At 72.5% G+C, this 13,755-nt stretch carries 12 protein-coding genes; 5 read left to right on the forward strand and 7 right to left on the reverse strand.

The annotated features are described in order from the left end of the window. Positions 1-209: 209 nt before the first annotated feature. Together ACYVF4_RS01405 and ACYVF4_RS01410 are read right to left on the reverse strand one after the other, a co-directional pair. On the reverse strand, positions 210-749 hold the full coding sequence (locus ACYVF4_RS01405) for a gamma carbonic anhydrase family protein (protein ID WP_460719008.1): 540 nt from the start codon (positions 747-749) through the stop codon (positions 210-212). A 9-nt stretch (positions 750-758) separates the two neighbouring features. After that, positions 759-2,870, reverse strand: a complete 2,112-nt coding sequence (locus ACYVF4_RS01410) for an acyltransferase family protein (RefSeq protein WP_460719010.1) — start codon at positions 2,868-2,870, stop codon at positions 759-761. A gap of 166 nt (positions 2,871-3,036) precedes the next feature. On the opposite strand from ACYVF4_RS01410, the gene ACYVF4_RS01415 reads away from it, so the two are divergent. Further along, entirely contained in the window at positions 3,037-3,516 is a 480-nt protein-coding gene (locus tag ACYVF4_RS01415) for a Dps family protein (RefSeq protein ID WP_460719011.1), read from the forward strand. A 3-nt stretch (positions 3,517-3,519) separates the two neighbouring features. Here ACYVF4_RS01415 and ACYVF4_RS01420 read toward each other — a convergent pair whose 3' ends face one another. Genes ACYVF4_RS01420 through ACYVF4_RS01435 form a run of 4 tightly spaced genes read right to left on the reverse strand, consistent with a single transcriptional unit; the run spans position 3,520 to position 7,794 of the window. Beyond that, entirely contained in the window at positions 3,520-5,022 is a 1,503-nt protein-coding gene (locus ACYVF4_RS01420) for an amidohydrolase (protein WP_460720715.1), read from the reverse strand. Next, complete coding sequence (locus ACYVF4_RS01425; protein ID WP_460719012.1) at positions 5,019-6,044, reverse strand: Fpg/Nei family DNA glycosylase; 1,026 nt, start codon at positions 6,042-6,044, stop codon at positions 5,019-5,021. Before ACYVF4_RS01425 ends, ACYVF4_RS01420 begins: the two co-directional genes overlap by 4 nt. A 3-nt stretch (positions 6,045-6,047) precedes the next feature. Beyond that, a complete protein-coding gene (locus tag ACYVF4_RS01430) occupies positions 6,048-6,593 on the reverse strand; it encodes a ribose-5-phosphate isomerase (RefSeq protein ID WP_460719013.1) in 546 nt (181 codons plus the stop codon). Between the two features lie 19 nt (positions 6,594-6,612). Then, positions 6,613-7,794: a ferrochelatase gene (locus tag ACYVF4_RS01435; RefSeq protein ID WP_460720717.1), complete on the reverse strand. Its 1,182-nt coding sequence runs from the start codon at positions 7,792-7,794 to the stop codon at positions 6,613-6,615. Positions 7,795-7,976: 182 nt separating this feature from the next. On the opposite strand from ACYVF4_RS01435, the gene pepN reads away from it, so the two are divergent. The 3 genes from pepN (at position 7,977) to ACYVF4_RS01450 (ending at position 12,154) form a co-directional block, all read left to right on the forward strand. Next, the gene (gene pepN / locus ACYVF4_RS01440; protein WP_460719018.1) at positions 7,977-10,538 is read left to right on the forward strand and encodes an aminopeptidase N; all 2,562 of its coding nucleotides are present in this window, start codon (positions 7,977-7,979) and stop codon (positions 10,536-10,538) included. A 72-nt stretch (positions 10,539-10,610) separates the two neighbouring features. Continuing rightward, positions 10,611-11,690, forward strand: coding sequence for a mechanosensitive ion channel family protein (locus ACYVF4_RS01445; RefSeq protein ID WP_460719020.1), 1,080 nt, complete (start codon positions 10,611-10,613; stop codon positions 11,688-11,690). Next, positions 11,687-12,154 (forward strand): globin, encoded by a 468-nt coding sequence (locus tag ACYVF4_RS01450; RefSeq protein WP_460719022.1) that lies wholly within the window; start codon positions 11,687-11,689, stop codon positions 12,152-12,154. Before ACYVF4_RS01445 ends, ACYVF4_RS01450 begins: the two co-directional genes overlap by 4 nt. A gap of 1 nt (position 12,155) precedes the next feature. On the opposite strand, the gene ACYVF4_RS01455 is transcribed toward ACYVF4_RS01450, so the two are convergent. Next, positions 12,156-12,827: a hypothetical protein gene (locus tag ACYVF4_RS01455; RefSeq protein WP_460719024.1), complete on the reverse strand. Its 672-nt coding sequence runs from the start codon at positions 12,825-12,827 to the stop codon at positions 12,156-12,158. Positions 12,828-12,847: 20 nt separating this feature from the next. On the opposite strand from ACYVF4_RS01455, the gene ACYVF4_RS01460 reads away from it, so the two are divergent. Further along, a complete protein-coding gene (locus ACYVF4_RS01460) occupies positions 12,848-13,753 on the forward strand; it encodes an acyl-CoA thioesterase (RefSeq protein ID WP_460719026.1) in 906 nt (301 codons plus the stop codon). Positions 13,754-13,755: the final 2 nt, after the last annotated feature.

Consider the following 13,755-nt stretch of genomic DNA (forward strand, 5'->3'; position numbering starts at 1 on the left):
TCACCGCGCGCCCGTCCCCGCGCCCCGCTCCGCCCGCCCGTCCCCGCGCCGTCCTCGCGCCCGGCACCGGCGCGCGCCCCGCTCCCACCCAGGACGTTCACTTGCCCTGGATGTACGGGCGAAGGCCCTCACCGCGGGCATCCACGACAAGCGAACCGCTTGCATCGGGCGCGGGCGCGCGGGCGCGGGGGCGAAGACGGCGGCGGGGGTCAGCGCTGCGGCTGGGCCTGGCGGTGCGTCGCTGTGTGCTCGCGGTAGGCGTCGGCGTTCCGCAGCAGCTTCTCGCGCTCGTCCGCGGTCAGCTCCCGGCGGACCTTCGCCGGCACACCCGCGACCAGCGAGCCGTCCGGGATCTCGGCGCCCTCCAGCACCACCGCTCCCCCGGCGATGAGGCAGCCCGCGCCGATCCGCGCGCCGTTGAGGACCACCGCGCCCATGCCGACGAGCGACCCGTCGCCGATCGTGCACCCGTGCAGGACGGCGTTGTGACCGACCGACACGTTCTCGCCGAGGACGGCCGGGAAGCCGGCATCCACGTGGATCGCCACGCCGTCCTGCAGGTTGCTGCCCTCGCCGATCGTGATGGTGTCGCCGTCGGCTCGCAGCACGGCGTTGTACCAGACGCTGGCCGCGGGAGCGAGGGTGACCGCCCCCACGATGCGCGCGCCGGCGGCGACGAAGGCCGCCGGATCGATGCGGGGCTCCCGCCCGGGGAGCGAGAGGACACTGGCATCGTCGGCGATGGTCATGAGCGCACTCTACGGCTCCGCGCGGGCGAGCGCCTCCTCGATCGCGGCGGTGTACCACGGTGCGAGCGTGTCCGCGAAGGTGACCGTCACGTGATCCTGATCGCGGTAGATGTTCGCCCCGCCGACGACGGTGCGGCAGACGTCGCCGTCGCAGAAGACGTCGGTGAAGTCCAGCAGCGTGACGCCCTGCTCGCCCTCCGCCGCCTCGCGCAGGGGGTCGTCGGCGACCAGGACGTCCGAACGGGGCGCGTCGCACTCGCCCTGCCCGCGTGTGCGCAGGCACTTGTTCGGGTCGGTCTCCCACACCGGGTTGTCCACGACGGTGATGACCGGCACGCCGCGGTCGAGCACCTGGCTCCACGCGTCGCGATAGCCGGCGACGGCCGCCTCGGACGCCGAGGAGTGACCGGCCGAGGCGTAGGGGGTCGTGGCGATGGCGGCCGTGAACACGGCGTCCACGTCCAGCTCCGCCAGCGCGTCCGACACCCCCGCGCGCCATTCGGTGCACGCGGCGCCGAAGGCTCCGGGGGTCGCCAGCGGCGTGGTGTTCCACGGGCATGCGCCCTTGAAGAAGGTCACCAGCCGCCACCCGTTGTCGTCGGCCATGCGCTGGAACGTGGTCAGCAGCTGGTAGGCGTGGCTGTCGCCGATGAGCGCCACCGTCGGGGCGTCCTCGGCATCCGACCCGAATTCGCACGAGACGGCTCGCGCATTGTTCAGCTGGACGAAGCACTGCTCGTCCTCGGGCCGGTCGACGCCCGCGAAGCCGGGGGCGGGCAGCACGGATGCCGGGCCCTCGCCGCCGCAGGAGGGATCGAGCACGGCGGCGGCGCCGAAGCACGACGGCGGGTCCGCGCGCAGCTCCTGGATCGCCTGGACGCCGTCGCGGTACGCCGGCGCGTTGAGCGCCCACGCCCCGCCCGCGACGCCCGCGACCAGCAGCATCGACCCGAGGGCGGCCCACAGGGTCACCCGGGGCGGACGCGAGGTGAGCATCCGCAACGACCGCGTCGGGTCCTCGACGAAGCGCTTGGTGAGCCAGGCCAGCACGAAGCAGATGCCCAGCAGCGCCACGCGGTGGTAGATGCTCAGTCCCCAGAACGGCACCGACGGCGCGATGATGATGAGCGGCCAGTGCCACAGGTACAGCGAGTACGAGATGTCGCCGACGAACTGGGCGGGGCGCAGCGACAGCACCCGCGTCGGGTACCACCAGCGCTCGGTGTTGGACGCCGCGATGATCGCCGCCGCCCCGAGCGTCGGCGCGAGGGCGGCGTAGCCCGGGAACGGCGTCTGCCCGTCGAAGCGGAACAGCACGACCAGCAGCGTCAGGATGCCGCCCCAGCCCAGCGCGAAGCTCAGCAGGCGGTTGCGCACCTGCAGGACGGGGATCAGGGCGACGAAGGCCCCGACGCCGAACTGCCACATGCGCGTGAAGGTGACGAAGTACGCCGGTGCGGGGTCGGTGATCGTGAACGCGACGCAGAAGACGAAGGATGCCGCAGTCACGATGCCGAGCGCCACGAGCACCGACCGCCGGCGTGTGGCGGCGAACCGCTTCACGCCGATCCACGCCGCCAGCAGCATGATCAGCGGCCACAGGACGTAGAACTGCTCCTCGAGCGACAGCGACCAGTAGTGCTGCACCGTCGTCGGATCGCCGCCGTGATTGAGGTAGTCCGCGGACGTGAAGGCGAGGTACCAGTTCTCGACGTAGAAGGTGGCGGCGAGGATCTCCCGCAACTCGTTCGGCAGCGCCGACAGGGGCATGAGGTAGGGCGAGCCGGCCACGATCGCGCAGAAGAGAAGAACCAGAAGGGATGCCGGCAGCAGGCGTCGCGCCCGCCGCGCCCAGAACTGCCCCAGTCGCACCGAGCCGGTGGCGGTCAGCTCCCGGACGAGGTGCGCGGTGATGAGGAAGCCCGAGATGACGAAGAAGACGTCGACGCCCACGTACCCACCGGGGAAGCGGCCGGGCCAGAAGTGGTAGAGGACGACGAACAGCACGGCGATGGCGCGGAGCCCCTGCACGTGCGGGATGAACCGGGAGGACGTCGCATGCTCGGGCGAACGATCGGAGCGCGCGGGCGCGGCGTCGAGGGCGGGATCGGCGGACGGCACCCCTCGACGCTAGTGCCTCAGGCTGGGCGAGCCGTCCATCCACCACGGCCGTGACGGCGAACGGTTAGCGGAGCCTTCGCTTGCTTGCGCGCGCCCGGTGGCTGAGTAGCGTTGCACGCGACACGACAGGTGCCGGCGACCCGCCGGCCGGACGGAGGCGACCGAAATGACAAAGACCACTCCCGCGACCATCGCCGACCCGACCGTCGCCGCGGCGGCCGCGCAGTTCCTCTCGCCCGTGGTCATCGGGCTGCAGGCTCTGGCCGTCAACGGCAAGCAGGCGCACTGGAACGTCCGCGGCGCGAACTTCATCGCGATCCACGAGCTGCTGGACGCCATCGTCGCCAACGCGCAGGCCGGGGCCGACACCGCCGCCGAGCGCATCGTCGCCCTCGGCCTGCCCGTCGACGCGCGCGTGTCGACGGTCGCCGAGAAGGCGCTTCCGACGATGGTCGCCGCGGGCTTCGCGCAGTGGACCGACACGGTGCGCGCGGTGATCGCGGACATGGACGCCGTGATCGTCGACGTCAAGACCGCGATCGACGGGCTCGACGAGATCGACCTGACGAGCCAGGACATCGCGATCCAGATCATGGCGACGCTCGAGAAGGACCGCTGGTTCCTCTTCGCGCACGTCGCGGAGTGAGAATCAGTTCTCGGCGTGCGTGAGCCGTCCGGCGATCATCGTCGCCGCGACGCGCTGACCGCGCAGCTGCGCCTCGGTCGCCGTCCGCGGGTCGTGCGCGCAGAGCACGAGGTCCGCGACGGCGCCCGGTTCGATCCGCTGCGGATGCCGTGATCCGAAGTGGGTCGAGGCTGCCAGCGCGGTGCCGGCATCCACCGCCTGCTCGGGCCGCCAGGGCTGCCGGCCGTCGCGCGTGCGGTGGACCGCCGCGGCGATCCCCGCCCAGGGGTCCAGCGGCGAGACCGGTGCATCCGAGCCGAAGAGCAGGTTCGCCCCGGCGTCGGCGAGCGCCCGCAGCGGGTAGGGCGTGGCCGGCTGCGACGACCACAGCCGGTCGGTGAGATCCCGGTCGTCGATCGCGTGCTCGGGCTGGACGCTGGCGCCCACGCCGAGGCGGGCGAAGCGCGGGATGTCCGCGGGAGCCACCAGCTGGGCGTGCTCGACGGTGCCCGTGGCGCCGGTCACGGCGAAGGCGTCCAGCGCATGCGAGTTCGCGACGTCGCCGATCGCGTGGATCGCGCAGGCCAGTCCCCCACCGGTGGCGCGGAGCATGAGGTCGCGCAGCTCCTCGGGCGGGACCGTGAGCATCCCCCGCACGTCGGGCGGATCGGCGTACGGGTGCGAGCACGCGGCGGTGCGGGTGCCCAACGATCCGTCGGTGATCACCTTGAGCGGGCCGACGCGGACGAGGTCGGACTCGGCGCCGCGCACGGTGTCGCCGGTGCGCAGTCCCTCGGCCAGCGCCCGGTCGAGCATGGCGGGATAGATCCCGAATTCGACGCGCAGCACGTCGTAGCCGGCGGACAGCCGCCGCCGCCAGGCCTCTTCGTTCCAGGCCATGTCGAGGTCGACCATGCCCACGATCCCGCGGGCGGCGGCGGCACGGCTCATCCGCTCGACCGCGCGGTCGGCGGCCGGGGCGGGGACGGCGTTGAGGCGGCGCGAGATCTCGAAGGCGGGCTCCTCCCGCAGGACGCCCGAGGGCGTGGGCGTCATCCCCTCGCGGCGGAAGGCGGCGGTGTTCAGCCACACGCTGTGGACGTCGGCGTTGATGAGATACGTCGGCGTCTCACCGGTGGCCGCGTCCAGCAGCCCACGGTCGGGCGCGTCCGGCCACAGCGCATCGCGGAACCCCGTTCCGACGCGGATGCCGCCCTCCAGCGTCCCGCCGTCGGCCATGAGCCGCGCGGCCTGGGCCGCCGACCGCGCCTCGCCCAGCGGCGTGCGCTCGGCCGCCAGCGCCCACTGCACGACGTGGACGTGATGATCCCACAGCCCGGGCACGAGCCACGCGCCGCCGCCGTCCAGGACGCGACCGCGCAGCGGCAGCGCGCCGGCGGGGGCGATGTCGGCGATGCGGCCGCCGGCGAGGATCACGTCGACCGCGCCGTCGACGGGCAGGAGCTCGCTCCCGGGCCCGGCGACCCGGACGCCCCGGATCGCGTCGACGCGCTCCCCCGGGTTCATGCCCGCCGCCGTCTGCGCGTCCCCGGCGCCGCCTGGCACGAGGGGCACCAGTAGAGCTTCCGGCCGGCGGCCTCTTCGACCACGATCGACGTCCCGCACACGCGGCAGGGAAGGCCGGCGCGATGGTAGACCCAGTGGCGATCGTCGCGGTGGGCCATCGCGCGGCGGTACTCCTGGTCGGACAGCCCGTCCATCGTCATCATCTGCCCGGTCTCGACGCCGATCGCCAGCAGCCGCACCCAATCCCGCCACAGGTGGCGAACGGTGTCCGCGGGAACGTCCCGGCCGGGCGTGTGGGGGTGCTGCCTCGCGCGGAAGAGCAGCTCGGCGCGGTAGACGTTGCCGATGCCGCTGACGACCGACTGGTCCATCAGCAGCAGGCCGATCGCGGTGGGCTTGCGCCGCACGACCTCGACGAATCGCTCCTCGCCGGCGGCGGGGTCGTCCACGAGGGGGTCGGGGCCGAGGCCCGCGATGGTCGCCGCGACCTCGTCGGGGCTCTGCAGCACGCAGGCGGTGGGCCCTCGCAGGTCCGCGCACGTGGCGTCCGTGAGCAGGCGCAGCCGGACCTGTCCCACCACCGGAGGCGGCCAGGTGTCGTCCTCGCCGAGGCCCGTCGTCTGCTCCGACATGCGGACGTGCCCGCGGGCGCGCCGCGGGGCGCCGATGGAGGCCAGCGAGTTCTCGCCGGCGGCATCCATGATCGCCTCGCCGGGGGTCGTGCCGCGCTGGTTGGTGTGGCCCATGCGTCCGTTCGCCGAGGCGATGGTGTCGTCGACGAGGATCTCGCCGGCGAAGTCCCACGCGCCGTACATCCCCAGATGCACGCGCAGCCACCGGTCGCCCTCGAACTCCAGGAACATCTGCTTCCCGACGGCACGCACCGACATCGCGTGCCGGCCGTCGAGGACGGCCGCGCCTTCGGCGAAGCGGCCCTGCGGGCTCGACGCGGTCACGCGGCGTCCGACGATGTTGCGATCGAACTGGCGCGCGATGCGGTGGACGGAATGCCCCTCGGGCACGGATCAGCCCGCTTCGGGGTCGAACGAGCTGTCGTCGGCGTCCAGGACGTCGGGAAGGCCGGGGGTCGCCCGCGGGTCGGGTTCGAGGGTGCCGTCATGCTCGTAGTCGGCCAGCTGCCGGATGCGGCGCGCGTGGCGCTCCTCGCCCGAGAACGGCGTGGCGATGAACCGGTCGATGAAGGTCACCGCCTCGTCGAACGTGTGCTGCCGGGCGCCGATGGCGATGACGTTGGCGTCGTTGTGCTCGCGGGCGAGTTCGGCCGTCGCGATGCTCCAGGCCAGGGCCGCGCGGACACCGCGGACCTTGTTGGCCGCGATCTGCTCGCCGTTGCCGGACCCGCCGAACACCACTCCGAGCGCCGGGACGCCGGCCTGCTGGTCGCGCACGACCGCCTGAGCGGCCCGGATGCAGAACGCGGGGTAGTCGTCGAGCGGGTCGTACTCGAGCGGACCGTGGTCGATCACCTCGTGCCCCTCCGCCGCCAGGTGGTGCTGCAGCTGCGTGGAGAATTCCAGCCCGGCGTGATCGGTGGCGATGTGGATGCGCATCCCTCGATCCTAAGCGGGGCTAAGGGGCGATCCCGGCGGCCGCCGGCTTGAAACCGGCCCGCACGTTCTCGCAGCATCCCGGCCGGCAGACGTCGAACCACGGACCCAGAGAGGTCACGTGCGGGCGCTCGGCGGCCGGCGTGCCCTTCAGGCGCTCCTCCACGAGGTCGACCAGTCCACGCACGTACGAGGGGTCGATGCCGGGCGTCCGGGTGCGGACCGCCAGGAGCCCGGCCTCTGCCGCAGCCTCCATCGCCTCGGTGTCGAGGTCCCACATGACCTCCATGTGGTCGCTGACGAACCCGAGCGGCACGATAGCCACCGCGCGCACGCCCGCGGCCGGCAGCTCCGCGATGGCGTCGCACACGTCCGGCTCGAGCCACGGCTGGGTCGGGGGGCCGGACCGCGACTGGTAGACGAGATCCCACCCGACCGTGGCCGCCTCGGGCACCTCGGCGGCCACGGCCGCCATGACGAACTCGGCGACGGCGCGATGCTGCGCGGCGTAGGCGCCGCCCTCGCCGAAGTCGACGTCGCGGGGGCCGGAGCGCTGCGCGTCGGCGGTGGGGATGCTGTGCGTCGAGAACAGCACCCGGATCTGCTCGGGCGCGACGTCGTCGGCGAGGAAGCCGTCGACGGCGTCCCGGACACCGTCGACGAAGGGAGCGACGAAGCCGGGGTGGTCGAAGAACTGCCGCACCTTGTCGATCGTGACGGTGTCCTCCACCCCCGCTGCCCGAAGGGCGCGCGCGTAGTCCTCGCGGTACTGCCGGCAGCTCGAGAACGACGAGTAGGCACTGGTGGCGAGCCCGAGCAGGGTCCGGTGCCCGGCCGCGGCCGCCTCCGCCACGGCGTCCTCGAGGTACGGCGCCCAGTTGCGGTTGCCCCAGTACACCGGCAGGTCGATGCCCCGCTCGGCGAGCTCGGCCTCGAGGGCGGCCTTCAGCGCGCGGTTCTGCGCGTTGATGGGACTGACGCCGCCGAAGTGGCGGTAATGGTGTGCCACCTCCTCCAGGCGCTCGTCGGGGATGCCGCGCCCGCGCGTGACGTTGCGCAGGAACGGGATGACGTCGTCCTGGCCCTCCGGGCCGCCGAATCCGGCGAGCAGCAGCGCGTCGTAGGGCACGGGGACCTCGACGTGGCGGGGGCCGGCGGCGGCGGCATCCGAGGCGTAAGGGACGCGGGCATCCGCATCCGTCAGGGGGGTGGCGGGTTCGGGGGTCGCACTCACCCCACCATCCTGGCATCGTCCGAGGGGCATGGGCCTCGCATCGGCGACGGGGCACTGGCGTAGTCTTGAGCGGTTGCCGCCGGCGCCAGCAGCGCCCGTGCGGACGGATTCGGCTCGTCGGAGCATCACCCTCACCCACGGGAGCAAACGCAGTGCCTGGAGAGAACCTCACCCGCATCGAAGCGCAGGAGCGTCGCGCGATCGTCGACCCCACCGCCGGCGCCGGGATCTCGTACGCCGTCACCCTCGACCTCAACCGCGGCGCCGAGGTGTTCGGCTCCCGCACGGTCGTGCGCTTCGGCGCCGCCGACGGCGCGTCGACCTTCATCGACCTCATCGCCTCGCAGGTGCGCGAGATCTCGCTGAACGGCCGCGCGATCGACCCGGCCGAGGCCTTCGCGGACTCCCGCATCGCGCTGACCGGGCTGGCCGCCGAGAACGAGCTGGTCGTCGACGCCGACTGCCTCTACACCAACAGCGGCGAGGGTCTGCACCGCTTCGTGGACCCGGTGGACGGGGAGGTCTACCTGTACTCGCAGTTCGAGGTTCCCGACTCGCGTCGCGTCTTCGCGGTGTTCGAGCAGCCCGACCTGAAGGCCACGTTCCAGTTCACCGTGTCGGCGCCGTCCGGGTGGCAGGTCGTGTCGAACTCCCCCACGCCCGCCCCCGCCGACAACGGCGACGGCACGGCGACGTGGACCTTCGAGCCCACCCCGGTGATCTCGTCGTACATCACCGCGCTCATCGCCGGCCCGTACCAGTCCACCTTCTCGGAGCTCACCAGCGCCTCGGGGCGCGTGATCCCGCTCGGGGTGTACGCCCGCAAGAGCCTGTGGCAGCACCTCGACGCCGACTACGTCTTCGACAAGACCCGCCAGGGGTTCGCGTACTTCGAGGAGAAGTTCGACTTCCCGTACCCGTTCGCCAAGTACGACCAGCTGTTCGTGCCGGAGTTCAACGCCGGCGCGATGGAGAACGCCGGCGCCGTGACCTTCACCGAGACATACGTCTTCCGCTCGAAGGTGACCGACGCCGTCAAGGAGCGGCGGGTCGTGACGATCCTGCACGAGCTCGCGCACATGTGGTTCGGCGACCTGGTGACCATGAAGTGGTGGAACGACCTGTGGCTCAACGAGTCGTTCGCCGAATGGGCCTCCACGATCGCCACGGCCGAGGCGACGGAGTGGACCGAGGCGTGGACCACGTTCAACGCCATGGAGAAGACGTGGGCCTACCGACAGGACCAGCTGCCCTCGACCCACCCCGTCGTCGCCGAGATCAACGACCTCGAGGACGTCCAGGTCAACTTCGACGGCATCACCTACGCCAAGGGCGGCTCGGTGCTCAAACAGCTCGCCGCGTGGGTGGGGACCGACGCGTTCTTCGCCGGCGTCGCGGCGTACTTCAAGAAGCACGCGTGGTCCAACACCGAGCTCGGCGACCTGCTGACCGAGCTCGAGACCACGAGCGGCCGTGAACTGGCCGGGTGGTCGCGCAAGTGGCTCGAGACCGCCGGCGTCAACACCCTCTCGCCCGAGATCAAGACGGATGCCGACGGCGTCATCACCCGGTTCGCCGTCGTGCAGACAGCGCCGGCGGACTACCCGACCATCCGCCCCCATCGTCTGGGCATCGGCCTGTTCGATCTGCGCGGCGACGCGCTCGTCCGCCGCCACCACCTCGAACTCGACGTGGACGGGGACCTGACCGAGGTGGCGGAGCTCAAGGGTCACCGCCGTCCCGACCTCATCCTGCTCAACGACCACGATCTCGCCTACGCCAAGATCCGCCTCGACGATCGCTCCCTGGCGACCGCCATCGCGCACGTGGGCACCATCGCCGACCCCCTGGCCCGCTCGCTGGTGTGGGGCGCGGCGTGGGATCAGACGCGGGATGCCGAGGCATCGGCATCCGACTACGTCGATCTGGTGCTCGGCAACATCGGCGCCGAGACCGAATCGACCACGGTGCGCACGACGCTCGCGCAGCTGCTGCTCGCGGCGAACTCCTACGTCGCCCCCGAGCGCCGCGCCGCCACGCGCGAGAAGGTCGCCGACGGCCTGTGGCAGCTCGCCCAGGCCGCCGAGGCCGGCAGCGACAGCCAGCTGCAGTTCGTGACGTCGTTCGCCGCGGCCTCTGCCACCGCCGCCCACGCCGACACGGTCCGACGCCTGCGCGACGGCGAGCTGACCCTCGAGGGCCTCGACGTGGACACCGACCTGTCGTGGCAGCTGCTGGTGTCGCTCGCGGCGTCCGGCGCGGTCACCGCGGCCGACATCGACGGGGCCCTGGCGGCCGACAACACCGCCAAGGGCGGCGAGTTCGCTGCGCAGGCCAAGGCGGCCCTGCCCACCGCCGAGGCCAAGGACGCCGCGTGGGACTCCCTCATCGCCCGCGACGACCAGCCCAACACCATCGTCCGCTCCACCGCCCTGGGCTTCGTGCACCCGGGCGGCGTGGAGCTGCTGCGCGCCTTCGTTCCCCGCTACTTCGACATGCTGCTGCCGGTGTGGGAGTCGCGGTCGTACCAGATCGCGCAGTACCTGATCGTGGGCCTGTACCCCGCCCCGCTGGCCGACGTCGCGCTGCGCGACGCCACGCGCGCCTGGCTGAAGGAGAACCCCGAGGCGCCGGCGGCGCTGCGGCGCCTCGTCAACGAGAACCTCGCGGGCGTCGAGCGGGCGCTCTCGGTCCAGGACCGCGACGCCGGCTGAGCCGGCACCACGACCCGGATGCCTCGGCCGCACTCAGGTGCCGCCGAGGCATCCGTCGTTAGGATCGACGCGATGACTCCCCTCTTCCTGCCGGCCGACGTCGCCGACCCGCAATGGTGGCAGCAGCTGGGCGCCTTCTCGATGGAGGCGGGCTGGAACGCCCTGACGATCGTCGGCATCATCGGCGGCGCGCTGCTGCTGAGCTGGGTGCTCAAGCTCGTGATCCGGCGCGTCGTGGACCGCATCGTCGGAGGCGCCAAGTCCAAGGCCAACGTCGATGACACCCAGGCCCTCGAGCGCTCGCCGCTGGCGAGCGTGCGACTCGTGCAGCGCACGCGCACGCTGGGGTCGATCCTGCAGAACGTCGTCAACGTCTCGATCGTGATCATCGCGCTGCTGCTCATCGTCGACGTCGTCGCGCCGACGGCCCTGGGCTCCCTGACGCTGCTGACGGCGGCGATCGGCGCGGGACTGGGCTTCGGCGCGCAGAACATCGTCAAGGACGTCCTCAACGGCATCTTCATCGTCGCCGAGGACCAGGTGGGCATCGGCGACGTCGTGGACCTCGGGCTGGCGACCGGCATCGTGGAGTTCGTGAGCGTCCGCGTCACCCACGTCCGCGACGTCAACGGCACCCTCTGGTACGTCCGCAACGGCGAGATCACCCGCATCGGCAATCTCTCCCAGGGCTGGTCCCGGGTGATCGTGGACCTCGGCGTCCCCGTGGACGCGGACGTCGACGAGGTCGAGGCCGCACTGCTGTCCACCGCGAAGCAGCTCGCCAAGGATGCGAAGTGGCGCACGCGCATCCTCGAGCAGCCCGAGGTGTGGGGGCTGGAGTCGGTCAGCGGCGAGGCGCTCGTCATCCGCGTGGTGATGAAGACGCGCGCCGCCGCCAAGGACGACGTCGCACGCGAGCTGCGCATGCGCCTGAAGCGCACCGTCGACGACCTGGGGCTCGCACTGCCGCAGCTGGCGTCGGTGACGCTGACCGGCATCGAGGGCGCTCAGCGCGTGCGCGGCGCCAACCCGCCGCGGACCAAGCCCACGCCCACCACGCCCGCCACCGACGAGGTGCCGGTGCGTCCCGTGTGGCGGCCCAAGCGGACCCCGAAGACCCCGCCCGCCACCCCGCCGCAGGAGTCACCGTGAGCGAAGCCCCCCTGTCCTTCTACGACGAGGTCGGCGGCCACGACACGTTCGTCCGGCTGGTCGACGCGTTCTACCGCGGCGTCGCCGACGACGAGGTGCTGCGGCCGATGTACCCCGAAGAGGACCTCGGCCCCGCCCGCGAGCGCCTGACGCTCTTCCTCGAGCAGTACTGGGGCGGACCGACGACCTACAGCCAGCAGCGCGGCCACCCTCGGCTGCGGATGCGTCACGTGCCCTTCCACGTCAACCCGGACGCGCGGGACCGCTGGCTCGCGCACATGCGGACCGCCGTGGACGAGATCGGCCTGTCGCCGCTCCACCGCGCCACGCTGTGGGACTACCTCGACCGGGCGGCCCACGCGATGGTCAACACCTTCGAGCCGACGGGGATCGGCCCTGCCGCCGGCGGCCGGGCTCCCGTGTCGCTGCCGGTCACCGTCGCCGACCCCGACGACCCGGCCTGACTCAGGCGGCGCCGGTGGGACGGACCGCGGTGAGCCCGGTCCGCACAGGCCCGCGGACCAGGACGTGCCCGCGGTGCAGGCTCACCCGCGTCCACGCCGGGGCGACACGTACCCGCGCCTCCTCCTCGCCCGCGACGAAGCCCAGCGCGAAGGCCGCGAAGGCGACGCCGAGCGGCAGCCCGCCCAGCGCCTCGTCCGCCACGCCCCACACCGAGGCCCGCACCGAGCGGACGACGTCTTCACCCGGGTTCTGCGGCATCGCCTCGGCGACCGCCGCGATGCCCCACTGCGCGCGTGCCGCGAGGGTCGACGCGGCGAGGCCGGCCGACTCGGTCCAGCCCGCCCGCGGCGGCGAGACGCCGGCCCATGACGCGGTGACCGCCGTCTCGGGAAGGACGAGCGCGGTGTCGTCGTCCGCGGCGGCGACGAGGGCGGATGCCGGCACGACGAGGTCGCATTCCAGCTCGGGGTCGATCGCGACCGTCCGCATGCCGAGGATCGTCGGGGTCGCGTCGAACAGGCCGCGCGGGGCGAGCGGGGCGGAGCTGATCGCCAGGACGCCGGCGGCGGCCCGCAGTCGCACCGCGCCGTCCCCGAGCGACGAGGTCCGCGCGCAGTAGGTGAGGACGTCGGCGGCGCTGCGGGAATCGGGGAAGACGAGTCGGGGGGACATCCGCCCTAGACTACCCAGCGATGGCTGACACCGACTCCCCCGCCGCCGCGGACCGGGACCCCGTGGCCTCGATGCTCGCGGTGCTGGATCTCGCCGGCTCGGACGCCCGCACCACCGAGGACATCTTCACCGGGGTGTCGCAGTCGATGCCGCTCGGACGGGTCTTCGGGGGGCAGGTGCTGGCCCAGGCCATGGTCGCCGCCGCGCGCACCCTCCCCGACACCCGCGTGGTCCATTCGATGCACGGCTACTTCCTTCGGCCGGGCGACTCGGCGAAGGGGATCACGTTCTCGGTCGACCGCATCCACGACGGCCGGTCCTTCTCGACCCGGCGGACCCAGGCCTTCCAGGACGGCGTGCCGATCTTCTCGATGATCGCGTCGTTCCAGGACGCCGGCGGCGGTGTCGACCATCAGACGGGCATGCCCCCCGGCATCCCGCAGCCGGACGACCTGCCCGACATCGAGGCGCACCTGCAGGGGCTGCATCCGATGTCCAAGCGGCTGTTCACCGACCGGCCCATCGACCTGCGCCACATCCCCTCGCCGATCTACCTGAGCGCCGACCCCGAGCCGAAGCCGCACCAGGCGGTCTGGGTGCGGGTCAGGCGGCGGATCGGCGACGACCCGGCGGTCCACCGCGCCGCCCTCGCCTATCTGAGCGACCTGACGATCCAGGAGTCCATCCTGCGGGCGCACGGCATCTCGTGGGCGACGCCGGGCCTGAAGGTCGCGAGCCTCGACCACGCGATGTGGTGGCACCGGTTCGGTCGCGCCGACGAGTGGATGCTGTACGCCCAGGAGTCCCCGAGCGCGCGCGGCGGGCGGGGACTGGCCACGGGCCGGATCTTCGCGCACGACGGCACGCTGCTGGCCAGCGTCGCGCAGGAGATCATGGTGCGGGTGCCGGATCAGCCTGCGCAGTGAGA

This window comes from Microbacterium aureliae (genome assembly GCF_054780155.1).